We start from the raw sequence: 14,133 nt of genomic DNA, 5'->3' as shown, positions 1-14,133 counted from the left end.
CGACAGACTGAAGGAAAATCTTCGCCGAATTCTTGACGTCGGTGGTTCTTCCGCGTCTATCACAAGGGATTTAAGGTAGGTATCAAGAGGGCCAAGTTTTCGAAAATGATTGAATCACCAGCAAGAATTCGAAATTGCGCATGAAGCACCATCCTGCCGTTCTTTTTATCTCTCTCGCTATTGCAGTCATCGTCATGAGTTCATTCGCCAGCCGCTCTGCTTTGGGGCTGGTCGTTAAAGCCTGCGAGATCAACTCTACCCTGACGGGATCGCCGTATCCGTGCCTCAAAGTCGTTGAGGCGCAGGATCCGTTGTCTTCCTTCGCCCTTCTTCGCGAGCCGACTGACAAAGAGCGAACCATCTTTGCGCCGTTAGCCGACGTGCCCGGCATCGAAGATCCCCGCCTTCTGGCGGCGGGAGCGCCGAACTATTTTGAGGCAGCGTTGAGAGAGCAATCAGCCGCAATCGGCCTGCGCGCAGGGAAGGTTTCGCCGCAGGAATTTGCGCTGGCGATAAACGCCGCCAGTTGGCGCACACAAGACCGGCTTCATATCCACATGGGGTGCGAGACGCCTCGCTTTCGCGCTCTGCTGAAGACGCATGCGGGAGAGATTGGAAGCAGCCGGTTTACAAACTTGAGGACCGACGCCGGCTGGTGGGCAACATTCTATGCGGCCGATGACTTATCAAATTTGAACCCGTTGAAGGCTGTTGCAGACGGTGTTGCTGGAGCCCGCTCAAATATGAAGAACGTGGTCGTTGGCGTCTTCGGCTCCACATTGCCGGATGGGCAGCATGGCTTCTATATTCTGGCGAGAATAATCGGAGCCAACAAATCCCGCGGGTCCGCGGAGGATATGATCGATCCCAAGTGCCAACTCTAGGGTCGCTCCTCTTGGCATTGCCGTAGGGTTTGCGATCACGGCCATAGGCACCGTCCTTTCTGGCGTGTATATGACGTCCGGTTCGCGCCTGCCTGCGTCATAGTGTTCGTCTCGCCGCATCCGGCTTGACACTTCGGCGACTGCACAGGACAAGAATGCGGCCTGTGCACATGCGGCGTTGGCTCGATATGGCAAATCGAACCTGGATGCTGAGACATGGCCGATACTTGTACGCAAGGCATAGACACGGGTTTTGTCGCGCTGGGCTACACCAAAACGGCGATATTGGGCGTCGTGCAGGGCCTTACGGAGCTGCTTCCCATCTCGTCCACAGCCCATATGCGCCTTGTCCCGGCGCTTCTTGGCTGGGAGGATCCAGGATCGGCGTTCTCGGCGGCCATGCAGTTGGCTGCCCTGGCCGCGATCGTGTCCTATTTTGGGAGCGATGTGCGATATGTGGCGTTCGGTTCTGTTGCCGCGGTCAGGCAAGGGAATTGGTCGTCGCCTGCATTGCGCCTCGCGTTCGGCATCGTCGTGGCCACGGTACCAATCGTCATCGCCGGCGTTCTGTTGTCCTCGTCTTTGAATGCGTGCGGCACACCCATCAGGCATCTGTGGGTTATCGGAGTCTCCTGCCTCGTCATGGCGATCCTTCTCGCTTTGGCTGAGCTTTATTGCCGGCACCGGCGAGACGTGAGCAGCATGAGCATCGTCGATGCCCTGATCGTCGGTCTCGCCCAGGTCGGAGCGCTTTTTCCCGGTGTTTCGAGGTCCGGATCGACTCTGACTGCCGCTCTGTTTCTTGACTTCAAGCGAGACGAGGCTGCACGCTTCTCGTTCCTGCTCGGACTGCCGGCCATTACCTTGGCTGGACTGAAGGAACTGTTCGAGCTTTACCGGGCGCATCTTTCTCTTCACGCTTGGTCGATCCTTGCCGTCGGTCTGATCGTCGGCAGCCTCTCCTCCTTTGCGACGATCTGGGGCCTCATGCGCTTCCTGGAACGTTTCTCCACTTGGCCGTTCGTGATCTATCGCGCCCTTCTGGGCATCGTCATCCTGGCGGGCGTATTCTATGCCGGCTGGGTATAGTTCAGGATGGATAGGTGCAGTCACATGTGTGGTGTGACCTGACAAAATCGCAGGTTTGCTAAAATGCGAACGATGTTTTTCTGAGTAAATTTGGCGGCATCGGAGCTATAGCTGCGACGACCGACAGCTAGTCGGCGATCGTTGGAAGTGCATCGCCGGGAGCGGCGGCGAGCAGGACGCCCCCCGCCACGAAAAGATGTTGCACCACTCATCCTCCACGACAATCGATCGAACGCGCCGTCGGCTGATGACCGCCGACAAGTAGACCCGGATGTAATCCACAGCGGGTCGGATACACCCGAACAGAATCTCTTCCGATTCGCTTAGGAGAAGAAGCGCTCAGCCTCGTTTCATGGAGCTGATCTAATACCGGGATGGCGCCGTGATCGGGATTTTCCACGAGAGCGCCTGCTGGATCCGCTATAGGCGGGCGCCGCAGGTTTCGAAGAGAGAACGAACGCGATGCAATTAAAATTACGAAAACATGATTTTACTCGGTTTAGGAAGGTTTGAATGCTGCGCATGATTGGAGCGTTCATTAGAAAGAATTTGCCGCTCGCGATGGCTGGTCTGCTCACCGTTCTCGCGATCATCATTTATAATATGGGCGAGTTGCTTGAGAAGTATCATCACAAGCTGATGGAGAACATCCATTACGCGCTCGCAGCCATCGTCCTCTTTGGCATATTCTACATCATTGCCATGCTTGTCCGCGCGGTTTGGACCGCCAGTCAGGACGATGACCCGTGAACCGAAGCTGCAGTCGCCAAGGGCAAGCGGATGTTCGCGGTCGTTGCCGGCCTCTCAGCCATGCCCACAGTTATGTGGGGTAGCTCAACTGGATCTTGCCGCCGCCGCGTGTCGAACTTTCACAACATGGCGGCGCGAGTTCTTAAATCCCTGATCCGTCGAGCTGCTGGGTGTCGTCGCCTTCCCAGGGGGAGGGCATCGAGGTGCGATTAAGATTGGCCGAGGGCATCGGCATCCAACACTTCAATTCCGGCTCGGCATATTCGATGATGTGGCCAGGCGAGGAATCGGAAGCGCGCCAGCTTTCTGCACCAAACTGATCGCCATTCGACCAATAGGCGAGGTCAACTTCTGCCGGGCCCTGTTCGGACGGGCGTATCGTCACGAGGATCCGACTGCCGTCTTTCGGTGCGCTTGCCATATGGCGCCAGCGGTCTGGCTCGTCCATCGTTTTTCCTCCTGACTTGCTTCAGTTTGCAAGTGTCGCCTCGCCATCGAAAACGGTCAACTCAAACTTTGCGCAACCTGTCCCCTATCCTACAGATGCTGGAGGATTGTTTGTGGAAAGGAGCAAGCTGTCTTAGAGCAGTTGCGCGCCACGATACCGTTGTCTTATGGCGAGGCTGTCTCACTTGCACTCTCGGCCCTCGCCAGCCCTTTCGGGCGCCACATCGGCACAGTCGAATGCCATCGCAACATATGACAGAACCTCATGATTGCGTGAGAACAAACCATTTTTGCTCATGAATATTTTCTGTTACGATTTGCACTCGTGAGACGCTAGAAGGCTGTTTTTCCTACATGATCTGGCTTTGGCGATCCTCACATGGATCAGCGGTTACGGAGGACTTCGAATGCTTGAATGGGCAAAATACCGGCAGAAATTATCATCGCGCGTGGGCGAATTAGGGCGGCTGTCGCCGGCTACGCTTGACGGCGTGCGCACGCTCGGCGGCGCGGGCCAGCAGACCGGCCATTTGGACGCCAAGACTCGCGAATTGATCGCGCTTGCGGTTGCAGTCACGACCCGCTGCGACGGCTGTATTGCCAGCCACACGGCAGAAGCAGCCAAGGTTGGAGCGACGCGCGAAGAGATTGCCGAGGCGCTTGGCGTCGCAATTGCCCTCAACGCGGGCGCAGCATTGGTATATTCGTCTCGTGTTCTGGACGCCTTTKACACGGTCGTAGGCTGATCGGATGATGCCCGCTTGGCGGAGAAATACACCTTCGTTCTTCCCGTCAAGCGCGGCGCCATGCACCTACTTATTCGCCAGCGCATCCGTGATTGCGTTTCGCATTTCCTCCAGACTCGGAGCGCCAGTTATTCTTTTTCCATTGATGAAGAATGTCGGCGTCCCTTCGACCTTGAAATCGTTCCTTGCCTGCTCGCTGAGCTTCGTCAATCCATTCAGCTCGGATTGGGCCGATAGCGCGGCATCGAACTTGGCACGATCGATCCCGGCAGAGCGTGCGATTTCCCGCAACGTCTGCTCAGGACTGGGCGAGTTCACGATTTCATCTTGGCGCTCATAAAACGCATCCAGAACTGGCTGTGTTTGGGATTCGGCCTGCGCGTCAGCAAGCATGAAGATGACAAGATCGACATTGTTGCGCAGCAGTGGTCGAAACAGGATCCTGACCTTTCCGCTGCGGACAAACTCCGCTTCTATTTTCGGCGCGACCTCCCTTCGATAGAGGGCACAATGGGGGCAGGTCGGAGATGAATATTCAATCACGGTGACGGGAGCCGAAGCTGAACCTAACGGGCGATCCGCGCGCCCAAGCGGTTGCCCCAGGTCAGCAGCCATTGAGATCATCGGCAAGAAAACAATCCAGATGACGAACTGCGCGGCCGCGAGGCGAGCAAGCTTCGAAGGAACGGTAAAGATAGCGGATACCTCTTATCTGCACCGAAGGTCAGTGACCCAGGATCTGGCCCAGGAATGTCCGGGTGCGTTCCGATTGCGGCGCGCTGAAGAAGGCCTTCGGTTCGTTTTGCTCGACGATCTGGCCCTGGTCCATGAAGATCACCCGGTCGGCCACCGCTTGAGCAAAGCCCATTTCGTGGGTGACGCAGAGCATCGTCATGCCTTCTTGGGCAAGGGCGATCATCGTATCGAGGACTTCCTTGATCATCTCTGGATCGAGCGCCGAAGTCGGCTCGTCGAACAGCATGATGCGCGGTTTCATACAGAGTGCCCGCGCGATCGCCACGCGCTGCTGCTGACCGCCCGAGAGCTGGCCCGGATACTTGTGCGCCTGATCCGGTATTCTGACCTTCTCAAGGAAATGCATGGCAAGGTCTCTTGCTTGCTTTTCCGGCACCTTGCGGACCCAGACCGGCGCGAGCACGCAGTTTTGCAGAATGGTCAGGTGCGGAAAGAGATTGAAGTGCTGGAACACCATTCCGACCTCGCGGCGCACTTCCTCAATCCTCTTCAGATTGTTGGTGAGTTCGATGCCATCGACGACGATCGTGCCGGACTGGTGCTCTTCAAGCCTGTTGATACAGCGGATCATGGTTGATTTACCCGAGCCGGATGGCCCGCAAATGACGATCCGTTCGCCACGCCGTACCTTGAGGTCGATATCGCGCAATGCGTGGTACTCGCCATACCATTTGTTCATGGCGGTGATCTCGACAGCGATGTCTTGAAGTCCAGGCCGGTCGTCCTGCGAATGCGCTTGTTTTGTCATCGTGTTGCTCATGCACACTCCTCCTAACGATGGTCGGTCTTCAGCCGGCGCTCGAGATACATCGAGTAGCGCGACATGCTGAAGCAGAAGACGAAAAACACGGCGCCGATGAAGATGAAGAGTTCCCAGTAGATGCCCTGCCAGTTGGTATCGGCCCGGATTGAATTGGAAAGCGCGATCGGGTCCAGCAGTCCAATGAACACGACGAGCGTCGTGTCCTTGAACAGGCCGATGAAGGAATTCACGATGCCGGGAATTGAGATCTTCAGGGCTTGCGGCAGGATGACCAACCGCTGCGCTTTCCAGTAGTCGAGCCCCAGAGCTTCCGCAGCCTCATACTGACCCCGTGGCAGGGCAGCCAGACCGCCACGAATGACTTCGGCCATATATGCGCTGGCAAACAGCGTCACCATGATGACCACACGCAGAATGAGATCGAAGTTCGTTCCGGGTGGAAGAAAGTAGTTGAGAAGAAGCGAGGCCGTGAAGAGCAGCGTAATCAGCGGCACACCGCGAATAAACTCGATGAAGGTGACGCTGAGGAGATGGATAAGCGGCAAGCTCGAACGACGGCCGAGCGCGAGCAAAATCCCGAGCGGCAGCGACAAAGCGATCCCTGTTACGCCGATGATGATCGAAAGGAGGAACCCTCCAACCTCACGCGAGGCGACAGAGTCAAGCGCGATCGGGAGTATCTCGTTTACGAGGGTCGAGGAAGGCTGGACGGCGTAAATCCACCAAAGCGCAGCGCCGAGAATGGCGGTAGCGACAGCAAGCCCTTGGTTGAGGCGCATAGTCACCGAAAAGAGCCCGACTGCAACCACGAAGCCACAATAGGCAGCAGCCGGAAACCACAGGCTTCCACCCCAGATCAGCCAATAGGCGAGGCCGGGATAGATGGCGCTGAACCAGAGAGCGCGTTGCGGCACGGTGCGAAACAAGATCGGCGCCAAGGCTGCGAACAGCAAGGCGAATGCCAGAACCGGCCGCCAATACAGGAGCGACGGATAGAAGCCAAACAGGAGTTGTGGCCAGCGATCTCTGATGACGCCCCAGCAGGCGCCGGGCGTGCCATCGAGGATCTGGCGACATTCGGCAAGCGAATTGGCCCGCCAGATCGAGTTTCCGAGCCACGGCGCAATCGCCATGGCGCTCCATGCGACTGCGACCAGGGATCCCACCGTCAGAAATGTGCTGAGCCAACCGTTGAAGAGATTGTTTTTGGCCCATCTCACGACGCTAGCCTGACCGACCGGGCGTGACGAGGAAGCGACCATGTCTTGGCGCACCCAGGAGACGTTATGCATGTTCATCTTAACGCTCCTTCAGCCTGACGCGACTGTTGTAGATGTTCATGACGGCGGAGATCGTGAGGCTGATGGCGACATAGATCAGCATCATCAGCAGCATGCCTTCCAGTTCGCGGCCGGTTTGGTTGATGGTGATGCCGCCGAGGGTGGAGCGCAGGTCCATGTAGCCGACTGCGAGCCCGAGCGAGGTATTCTTGGTGATGTTGAGGTATTGCGAGATCAGCGGCGGGACGATGATCCGCAAGGCTTGCGGCAAAATAACCAAACGCATTGTGCGTGCCGGGGAGAGACCAAGCGCATGAGCGGCTTCCGATTGCCCGCGGGAAATGGCTAGAATCCCGGAGCGAACGTTTTCCGCAATGAAGGCGCCGGTGTAGACACTGAGCCCGATCCACAACGCAATGAACGCGTTTCGCAGTTGCAGACCACCGACGAAGTTCAGACCCTTCAGGACCGGACAGTCCAGATGAAAGCCGAGCGCCCAAAGCAGAACAACGCTCGGCACCACAAAAACGCACAGGCTTTTCCACCAGGTCACAGGACGCTGGCCGGTAGCATTTTGGACCCGATGAGCGTGCTTCACCAATGCCCGATGAGCAAGAAGCGAAAGCGCGAGCACGGCCAGGATTGCCGCATAGTTGAGGTCGAATGATCCCAAAGCGCCGGGGGCTTGGCCTAGGCTTCGCGAGAAGTCCGGCACTGGCACATAGATGCCGCGATTGGTGACGGCAATACTGTCCCAGAACATCATGGAGGCTGCCGGGTTTTCGCCCCGAAATGCATTCGGTGTTGGCATGGCCTCCGACATGACGGCAGCGACGACGATGATCCAGAGCAGAGCCGGGATGTTACGGAAACTTTCGACGTAAACCGTCATCAGTCGGGCAACGATCCAGTTGTGTGAAAGCCTGAGAACGCCGGCCAGCACACCGAGAACGGTGGCCGTCGCGCAGGCCATCGCGGCGACTATCAGCGTATTGAGCAATCCGACCAGTGCCGCGCGGGCATGGGTGCTTGTGCTTGAATAGTCGATGGCGTGAGGCGCGATGTCATAACCGGCCCTGCTCCACAGGAAGCCGAACGAGAAGTCTTTCCCGAGCGCCGCGAGATTGCGGATCGTGTTGTCGACAAGCCAGGCCGCTGCAAGAGCGAGCAAGCAGAATGTGATGACTTGGATTGTCCGCGCCCGATAGCGAGCGTCATTGACGAGCATGCTCACGTGAAAGGCTTCGCGCGGAGAGCTGCTATTCATTGCCATGTGGAATCTCCCTGAAGGTTCGCTGCGCGACCTTCGGCACAGAAGCGAATGCCGCCGGGGCAAACGAGTACCGGAAAGGAAAGCGCGCGGGACTAGCCCGCGCGAGACAGCGTTCTTAGCGGAGCGGCAGGCCGTACATCAGTCCACCGTTGGTCCAAAGCGCGTTAAGGCCTCGAGAAAGCCCGATCGGCGTCTTGTCGCCCAGATTTCTCGCGAACATTTCTCCGTAATTGCCTTCGGCTGCGATTGCGCGCTTTGCCCATTCTGCATCCAGCCCCAGCATCTCCCCGAGTTTGTCTTCCTTGCCAAGGAGGCGGTTGACGTCGGGATTGTCGGTGCCGGCGGAAAGCTTCTCGACGTTTTCAGCGGTGACACCGAGTTCTTCAGCAGAAACCAGTGCGTTGAGGGTCCAGCGAGCAACGTCCGCCCACTGGTCATCGCCCTGGCGCACCAGAGGCCCGAGCGGTTCTTTCGAAATGACTTCCGGAAGGATGATGTAATCTCCCGGGTTCTTGAAGCTCGACCGAGTGGAAGCGAGGTCCGATCCGTCTGATGTGATGACGTCACAGCCGCCAGCGAGATATTTCTGCTGCACGTCCGCATTGTTCTCGACTGGAACCGGTTCGTATTTCATGTTGTTTTTCCGGAAATACTCCGCAAGATTGAGCTCCGTGGTGGTGCCGGTCTGAATGCAGACAGTCGCGCCGTCGAGACCCTTTGCGCTGCTGATGCCAAGTGATTTCGGCACCATGAAAGCCTGGCCGTCATAGTAGTTCACGCCAGCGAAGGTGAACTTGAGGTCCACATCGCGCGAGAAGGTCCATGTCGTGGTCCGCGACAGGATATCGATTTCACCGGAGGCAAGTGCCGTGAAGCGTGTTTGCCCCGTCGTCGGAATGAAGTTCACCGCCTTGGGATCCTTCAACACCGCTGCAGCGACCGCCCGGCAATAGTCTACGTCCATACCGTGCCAGGTGCCGGAGGCATCGGGCGCCGAAAAGCCGGCCTGGCCGCCGGTCACGCCACAGTTCAGCTTGCCGCGGGCTTGTACGTCGGCCATCGTTCCTGCTGAAGCGATGCCGGCCGTCAGCGTTGCCGCCGCGATCGTGGCTATTGCAATCGTCATTTTCATAATCATTCTCCCGGTTGGTGATCCGGCGGCGATGGCTATTGCCGTTTTTCTCGCCGAGCGGATCGATTGAGTTCCCGAATAAAGTTCACCGTTGGCCGATACCGACGATCCTCATGGTTCTTGAGCGATCTCGAGGATGGCTTCGATTTCGACTGGTGCGTTCATTGGCAGGGCTGCAACGCCGACCGCTGAGCGCGCATGCTTGCCCTTCTCGCCGAAAGCGCCGACCAACAGGTCGGAGGCTCCATTGGCGACGAGGTGTTGTTCGGTGAAATCCGCAGTTGAGGCCACGAAGACCGTGATCTTCACGATCTTTGCAATTCTCTCGAGGCTGCCAAGATTGGCTTCTGCCTGCGCAAGAATGTTCAAGGCACACTGCCTGGCAGCGAGCGCCCCTGCGGCGACGTCGAGATCCCGTCCAAGCAGGCCGGTAGCGATCAATTTGCCATCGGCGAGCGGTAGCTGGCCGGATGTCAGAACGAGACTTCCGCTTGCCATGACCGGAAGATAGTTGGCCACGGACTTCGCCGCTGCGGGCAGCTCGAGATTGAGTTCCACGAGCCGTTGTCTAATGGTTTGTGACATTGGTTCCTCCGCTCAAATCTCTGCGACGGCAGAGGTGATGCGGCGGATGGCCTCATCGACGGTGGAGCGCGGGCAGCCGAGGTTGACGCGCATGAAGCCGTGCCCCTCAATGCCAAACTTCTGTCCCTTGTCGAGCCAAACGCGGGCCTTGGTCAGCATGAACTTGTCGAGAGCCGCCGCGTCCATTCCCAAGCCCCGGCAATCCATCCATGTGAGATAAAGAGAGTCGGTCGAAAGTACCTTCAGGCGCGGATCGGCTTGATTGATCGCCTTGGCGAAATGCGCGTGATTTGACCGCAGATAGACGAGCATCTCTTCGAGCCACGGTTCGCCATGTGCATAGGCCGCTTCTGCCGCGACCATCCCGAGAACGTTGACCAGCTCGAAGACGTTGCGTTCATACTGGCGGTGCAGTTCATCCCGCAGCCGCCTGTTCGGGATGAAGACATTTGCGCTTTGCAGGCCAGGCAGGTTGAAGGTCTTACTGGGCGCGGTGCAGGTGATGCTGTTTTGAGCAAACTTTTCGCCGAGCGAAGCGAACGGGATGTGCTTCCTAGCCGGATTGAGGATCAGGTCCTCGTGAATTTCGTCGGAAATGACCAGCACGCCGTTGCGGGCGCAGATCTCGCCCATGGTCCGCAGTTCGTCCTCGGACCAGACATTGCCGGTCGGATTGTGCGGGTGGCTGAGGATGAAGATCTTCGTATTGGGACGGATCGCCGCCTCAAAGGTTTTCGCGTTGAAGCGGTAGCCATCGCCGGTAAATTCCAGCGGCGCGTAAGCGAGGTGGCGACCATTCAACAGGACGTCGTTGTGAAAATGCGCATAGACCGGCGGCTGGATCAGGATGGTGTCGCCGGGGGCTGAAAAAGCCTGTACTGCCGTCTTGAGCGTCGTGATGATACCCGAAGTCTGCAGGATCCATTCCTTGGCGATGTCCCAGCCGAAGCGCCGCCGCTGCCATCCAACAACGGCATCAATGTAAGATGCGGTCGCGCCGCCGGGATAACCGAACACACCATGGTCGGCGGCGTCATGAAGTGCATCGATGACGGTTTGCGGGGCTTTGAAGTCGGTATCGGCGACCCACATGGGCAGCGGGTCGGCCGCTGCCTCGTCCGGCGCCAGCAATTTGCTGGCGTAGGCCCACTTCATCGAATTGCTGTTCTTGCGGTCTATGACTTCGTCGAAGATCGACCGTGCGGCTTTTTCGTTTGCGTCAGGTTGAGGTGCGGTTGCCAGCTTCGCCACGGCAGTATTCCTTTTGTCGATCGGACGCCTTGATGGCGCTCGGTTGACGAAAAGCTTATTCGCAATGCATTATGAGCGGAAATGGTATGTTTTCATCTACCCATGAGCGAGCATCATAGATGATAGATCGACAGCATTTGGCGATCCTGCGGGAAGTCAGCCGGCGTGGCAGCGTCACCGCGGCCGCGGAGAAATTAAACGTGACGCAGTCGGCTCTTAGCCATACGGTCGCGAAGTTCGAAGAGCGGCACGGTATCAAGATCTGGATGAAAACCGGTCGAGGCCTGCGGTTGACGCAGACAGGAGAGTATCTACTCAGCGTCGCCGAGCGGGTCTTGCCGCAGATGGAGCACGCGGAGCGGGTGCTGAATGACTTCGCGGTCGGTCGGCGAGGAGCGCTGCGCATTGGCATGGAATGCCATCCCTGCCAACGCTGGCTGTCGCGCATTGCCATACCTTATCTGACACGCTGGCCCGACGTCGATTTCGATGTTCGCACTGCCTTCCGTTTCGACGGTGTCGAAGCGCTTCTCGGCTACGAGATCGACCTGCTCATCACGCCGGATCCCGTTGAGGCGCCGGACCTTATATTCACGCCGGTCTTCGATTACGAGCTTGTCCTGATGGTGCACGAGACGCATCCTCTCGCTAGCCAGCCGTGTGTGCAGCCTCAGGATCTGATCGACGAGGAACTGATCACCGTGCCGGTCACTTTGGAACGCCTGGACATCTACACGCAGTTTCTCGTTCCCGCGCATTGCCGGCCGCGTCAGCATCGCACTGCCGAAACCATCGATCTCATGCTGCAGCTCGTCTGCGCGGGCAGGGGAGTGACCGTGCTTCCGGATTGGCTGCTCAATGAGGATGCTGCCGGCCTGCCGATCCGGGCACTGCGCCTGGGCTCTTCCGGCATTCGGAAGAGCATCAATCTTGGCGTGCGCCGCGGCGAGGAGACGACCTCATACATTGACGGCTTCTTGAAGCTCGCAAGTGAGATGGGGCGCTCTCCCGCGCCCTGATTGCGGAATCCGGCGACGTGATGGGACTTTGGCATAAGCCCGATCGATTGCACCTGGCCGTTAGCTGGCGGGAACGAAAGTGATGGCCGCACCGAAGGCGTTCTCGGCTGCAACGACGATGCGGTCCTCGACCGTGGAGAAAGAGATGCCGGCCGCTGAGAGCAGATCCTGCTGTCGCGCAAAATTTTTAACGGCGACGGTGTAGCCGGCGAAGCGGTTTTCACCCGACGTTTTCGCTACCTTGAAAACTCCGCCCTCTGCCAGCGGGAATATCATGCCTTCATGTTGATCCCGCCTCGCGGAAACTCCGGTAAAATCCGTCAGGAAGCCGGTGTGTTCCGCTGGGTTTCTGGCCGCCAGCGTAACCGCCGCGATATTCGTCGCGCCGTTCGGATGCCGCTGGAATTCCGGGTTCCAGAAGTTCTCCGGGACATGCTGCTGGCAGACGAAGAAGGATGCGTTCGGGATCCCGGGGTCCATGGCGAAAGCGAGTGAAAACGCGACGCGCATTTCGCTACCATCGGGACGCTGGCCCTTGCGCTCGAAAAAGAACGGCTCGAAAGAACCGATGCCTTTTTCCGCAAAGGTCTGGGCGTCAGCCTTCGCATTCGCGCTGTCGAGCACGAACATCGCAAAGCCTTCGCGCTCCTGCAGATAATCGCGCACGAAGGCGCCGAAGCTGAAGCGTCCCGGCCCGTGCGGCGGTATCACCCCCAAGTTGTTGCGAAGCGTAATCAGCTCAATGAAGGACGAGCCGAATTGCACGAGCCGGTTCTCCGTCCCCCAGGGATGGCTGTTGCGAGCTCCGACCTTGAAGCCGAGGCGCGTATAGAACTGCCCGGCCGCTTCAAGATCGTGGACCGCCAGGACAATGTGGTCGATACGCCGTTTTGAGGTAGCCATGAGATGCCTTCCGTTCAGTTGGATTTCGGCAAGCGGGCTGCCCGCCAGACGAGCGGAACAAGGATGAAGGCTACGGTCGGCAGCACCAGCCAGTTGACCGTCGTCCAGCCGGATGTATGCAACAGCGATCCGGCAAAGAACGAGGCGCAGGCGACAGTGCCGAAAACMACGAAATCGTTGGCGCCCTGCGCCTTGCCGCGTTCGGATGGCGTGTGGCAGTCGGCGACCATGGCGGTMGCGCCGATGAAACCGAAATTCCAGCCAAGGCCGAGCAGGATCAGCGCGCCCCAGAAATGCGCAATGTTCATGCCGCCGAGCGCAACGAGCGCCGAGGCTCCGATCAGCAGCAGGCCGACGGCTGCGACACGCTCCTTGCCGAAGCGCGCCATCAAGCGGCCTGTGATGAAGCTCGGTCCGAACATGGCAAGGACATGCCACTGGATACCAAGGGCGGCTGAGCCGACCGAGTGGCCGTGTCCGACCATCGCGAGCGGTGCGGCGGTCATGATGAAGGTCATCAGCCCATAGGAGACGACGCCGGTCGCAACCGCGAGCAGGTAGCGGGGGGAGGCKAGAATTTGAGAAAGCGGGCGCCCGTCTGTTGTCTTGGCCGGCCCCGATCCGACGCTTTGCGGGCGCCGCAGGGCGAGGAGGATCGGGATCGCCAGCATGGCCAGCGCGGCCTGACTTAGGAAACTGCCGGCAAAGGTATGTCCAGGAAGCGCGTCGCGGGTCCAGATGACCAATTGCGGGCCGATAACGGCCGCGACGAGTCCTCCGATCATTACCCGGGAAATGGCTCTATCGCGCTCGGCACCAATCAAGCCGTCCGTGGCGGCAAATCGATAGCTTTGCACATAAGCCGAATAAAGTCCGGCCATGAAGGTGCCAATGCAAAAGACGACGAAGCTCGCCTGGATGATACCGAGCGTTGCGATCAGGCCCGCCGTCATGCCGGTTGTGGCACCCAGGAGATAGCCGGCTCGGCGGCCGAACCGCCGCATGATGACGGCGGCCGGCAACGTCCCCAGAGCCAGGCCGAGATTGAGCATGCTGACCGGCAAGGTGGCAGCGGCTGGATMGGTCGCTAATTGTTGGCCGACGAGGCCGCCGAGTGAGATAATGATCGGCGAGCTGGCACCGCCGAGCGACTGTGCTGCCGTCAGGACCCTGACGTTTCGCGAGACGGTCTTTTGTTGTTCCGACGCAGATATGCTGTCGTGGAATGTCTTCTCGACGATCCCCATGCGCAGTC

Annotated in this window: 15 protein-coding genes; 5 read left to right on the top strand and 10 right to left on the bottom strand. The window is 58.6% G+C overall.

Annotation, left to right across the window (positions count from 1 at the left end; genetic code table 11):
- The first annotated feature begins 140 nt into the window (after positions 1-140).
- The 3 genes from QD357_RS19910 to QD357_RS19900 all read left to right on the top strand — a co-directional run bounded on the left by QD357_RS19910 (position 141) and on the right by QD357_RS19900 (position 2,723).
- Positions 141-884: a CDP-diacylglycerol diphosphatase gene (locus QD357_RS19910; RefSeq protein WP_183938729.1), complete on the top strand. Its 744-nt coding sequence runs from the start codon at positions 141-143 to the stop codon at positions 882-884.
- A gap of 216 nt (positions 885-1,100) precedes the next feature.
- Positions 1,101-1,973: an undecaprenyl-diphosphate phosphatase gene (locus tag QD357_RS19905; RefSeq protein WP_414124872.1), complete on the top strand. Its 873-nt coding sequence runs from the start codon at positions 1,101-1,103 to the stop codon at positions 1,971-1,973.
- Positions 1,974-2,486: 513 nt separating this feature from the next.
- Positions 2,487-2,723, top strand: a complete 237-nt coding sequence (locus tag QD357_RS19900; protein ID WP_183938731.1) for a hypothetical protein — start codon at positions 2,487-2,489, stop codon at positions 2,721-2,723.
- Between the two features lie 142 nt (positions 2,724-2,865).
- Here the strand turns inward: QD357_RS19900 and QD357_RS19895 are convergent, their stop codons facing one another.
- On the bottom strand, positions 2,866-3,171 hold the full coding sequence (locus tag QD357_RS19895; protein ID WP_183938732.1) for a hypothetical protein: 306 nt from the start codon (positions 3,169-3,171) through the stop codon (positions 2,866-2,868).
- Positions 3,172-3,577: 406 nt separating this feature from the next.
- On the opposite strand from QD357_RS19895, the gene QD357_RS19890 reads away from it, so the two are divergent.
- Entirely contained in the window at positions 3,578-3,916 is a 339-nt protein-coding gene (locus QD357_RS19890; protein ID WP_414124871.1) for a carboxymuconolactone decarboxylase family protein, read from the top strand.
- 66 nt (positions 3,917-3,982) lie between these two features.
- On the opposite strand, the gene QD357_RS19885 is transcribed toward QD357_RS19890, so the two are convergent.
- From QD357_RS19885 to QD357_RS19855, 7 genes are all read right to left on the bottom strand, one after another.
- Complete coding sequence (locus tag QD357_RS19885; protein ID WP_414124870.1) at positions 3,983-4,531, bottom strand: DsbA family protein; 549 nt, start codon at positions 4,529-4,531, stop codon at positions 3,983-3,985.
- A 109-nt stretch (positions 4,532-4,640) separates the two neighbouring features.
- Positions 4,641-5,432 carry an amino acid ABC transporter ATP-binding protein gene (locus tag QD357_RS19880; RefSeq protein ID WP_414124869.1) on the bottom strand — a complete coding sequence of 264 codons (792 nt, stop codon included), beginning with the start codon at positions 5,430-5,432 and terminating at the stop codon, positions 4,641-4,643.
- An 11-nt stretch (positions 5,433-5,443) separates the two neighbouring features.
- Positions 5,444-6,733, bottom strand: a complete 1,290-nt coding sequence (locus QD357_RS19875) for an amino acid ABC transporter permease (protein WP_414124868.1) — start codon at positions 6,731-6,733, stop codon at positions 5,444-5,446.
- Position 6,734: 1 nt separating this feature from the next.
- A complete protein-coding gene (locus QD357_RS19870; RefSeq protein WP_414124867.1) occupies positions 6,735-7,988 on the bottom strand; it encodes an amino acid ABC transporter permease in 1,254 nt (417 codons plus the stop codon).
- 115 nt (positions 7,989-8,103) lie between these two features.
- Positions 8,104-9,120, bottom strand: a complete 1,017-nt coding sequence (locus QD357_RS19865; RefSeq protein ID WP_414124866.1) for an amino acid ABC transporter substrate-binding protein — start codon at positions 9,118-9,120, stop codon at positions 8,104-8,106.
- 111 nt (positions 9,121-9,231) lie between these two features.
- Positions 9,232-9,705: a RidA family protein gene (locus QD357_RS19860; RefSeq protein WP_414124865.1), complete on the bottom strand. Its 474-nt coding sequence runs from the start codon at positions 9,703-9,705 to the stop codon at positions 9,232-9,234.
- A 12-nt stretch (positions 9,706-9,717) separates the two neighbouring features.
- Positions 9,718-10,956, bottom strand: a complete 1,239-nt coding sequence (locus tag QD357_RS19855; protein WP_414124864.1) for a MalY/PatB family protein — start codon at positions 10,954-10,956, stop codon at positions 9,718-9,720.
- 119 nt (positions 10,957-11,075) lie between these two features.
- Here QD357_RS19855 and QD357_RS19850 point away from each other — a divergent pair, with 119 nt between their 5' ends.
- The gene (locus QD357_RS19850; RefSeq protein WP_183938741.1) at positions 11,076-11,975 is read left to right on the top strand and encodes a LysR family transcriptional regulator; all 900 of its coding nucleotides are present in this window, start codon (positions 11,076-11,078) and stop codon (positions 11,973-11,975) included.
- A 60-nt stretch (positions 11,976-12,035) separates the two neighbouring features.
- On the opposite strand, the gene QD357_RS19845 is transcribed toward QD357_RS19850, so the two are convergent.
- Positions 12,036-12,878, bottom strand: coding sequence for a VOC family protein (locus QD357_RS19845; protein ID WP_414124863.1), 843 nt, complete (start codon positions 12,876-12,878; stop codon positions 12,036-12,038).
- Positions 12,879-12,892: 14 nt separating this feature from the next.
- Complete coding sequence (locus QD357_RS19840) at positions 12,893-14,125, bottom strand: MFS transporter (RefSeq protein WP_414124862.1); 1,233 nt, start codon at positions 14,123-14,125, stop codon at positions 12,893-12,895.
- Positions 14,126-14,133: the final 8 nt, after the last annotated feature.

Origin of the sequence: Rhizobium sp. BR 317, assembly GCF_047445835.1 — a bacterium.
GTDB classification, from domain to species: Bacteria; Pseudomonadota; Alphaproteobacteria; order Rhizobiales; family Rhizobiaceae; genus Rhizobium; species Rhizobium paranaense.
This window is presented reverse-complemented; position numbering and strand designations above follow the sequence as displayed.

Bases quoted from the DNA above. Each gene is read 5' to 3' on its own strand.
- QD357_RS19910 (WP_183938729.1), top strand. From the start codon at position 141: ATGAAGCACCATCCTGCCGTTCTTTTTATCTCTCTCGCTATTGCAGTC.
- QD357_RS19905 (WP_414124872.1), top strand. From the start codon at position 1,101: ATGGCCGATACTTGTACGCAAGGCATAGACACGGGTTTTGTCGCGCTG.
- QD357_RS19900 (WP_183938731.1), top strand. From the start codon at position 2,487: ATGCTGCGCATGATTGGAGCGTTCATTAGAAAGAATTTGCCGCTCGCG.
- QD357_RS19895 (WP_183938732.1), bottom strand. From the start codon at position 3,171: ATGGACGAGCCAGACCGCTGGCGCCATATGGCAAGCGCACCGAAAGAC.
- QD357_RS19885 (WP_414124870.1), bottom strand. From the start codon at position 4,531: ATGGCTGCTGACCTGGGGCAACCGCTTGGGCGCGCGGATCGCCCGTTA.
- QD357_RS19880 (WP_414124869.1), bottom strand. From the start codon at position 5,432: ATGAGCAACACGATGACAAAACAAGCGCATTCGCAGGACGACCGGCCT.
- QD357_RS19875 (WP_414124868.1), bottom strand. From the start codon at position 6,733: ATGAACATGCATAACGTCTCCTGGGTGCGCCAAGACATGGTCGCTTCC.
- QD357_RS19870 (WP_414124867.1), bottom strand. From the start codon at position 7,988: ATGGCAATGAATAGCAGCTCTCCGCGCGAAGCCTTTCACGTGAGCATG.
- QD357_RS19865 (WP_414124866.1), bottom strand. From the start codon at position 9,120: ATGAAAATGACGATTGCAATAGCCACGATCGCGGCGGCAACGCTGACG.
- QD357_RS19860 (WP_414124865.1), bottom strand. From the start codon at position 9,705: ATGTCACAAACCATTAGACAACGGCTCGTGGAACTCAATCTCGAGCTG.
- QD357_RS19850 (WP_183938741.1), top strand. From the start codon at position 11,076: ATGATAGATCGACAGCATTTGGCGATCCTGCGGGAAGTCAGCCGGCGT.
- QD357_RS19845 (WP_414124863.1), bottom strand. From the start codon at position 12,878: ATGGCTACCTCAAAACGGCGTATCGACCACATTGTCCTGGCGGTCCAC.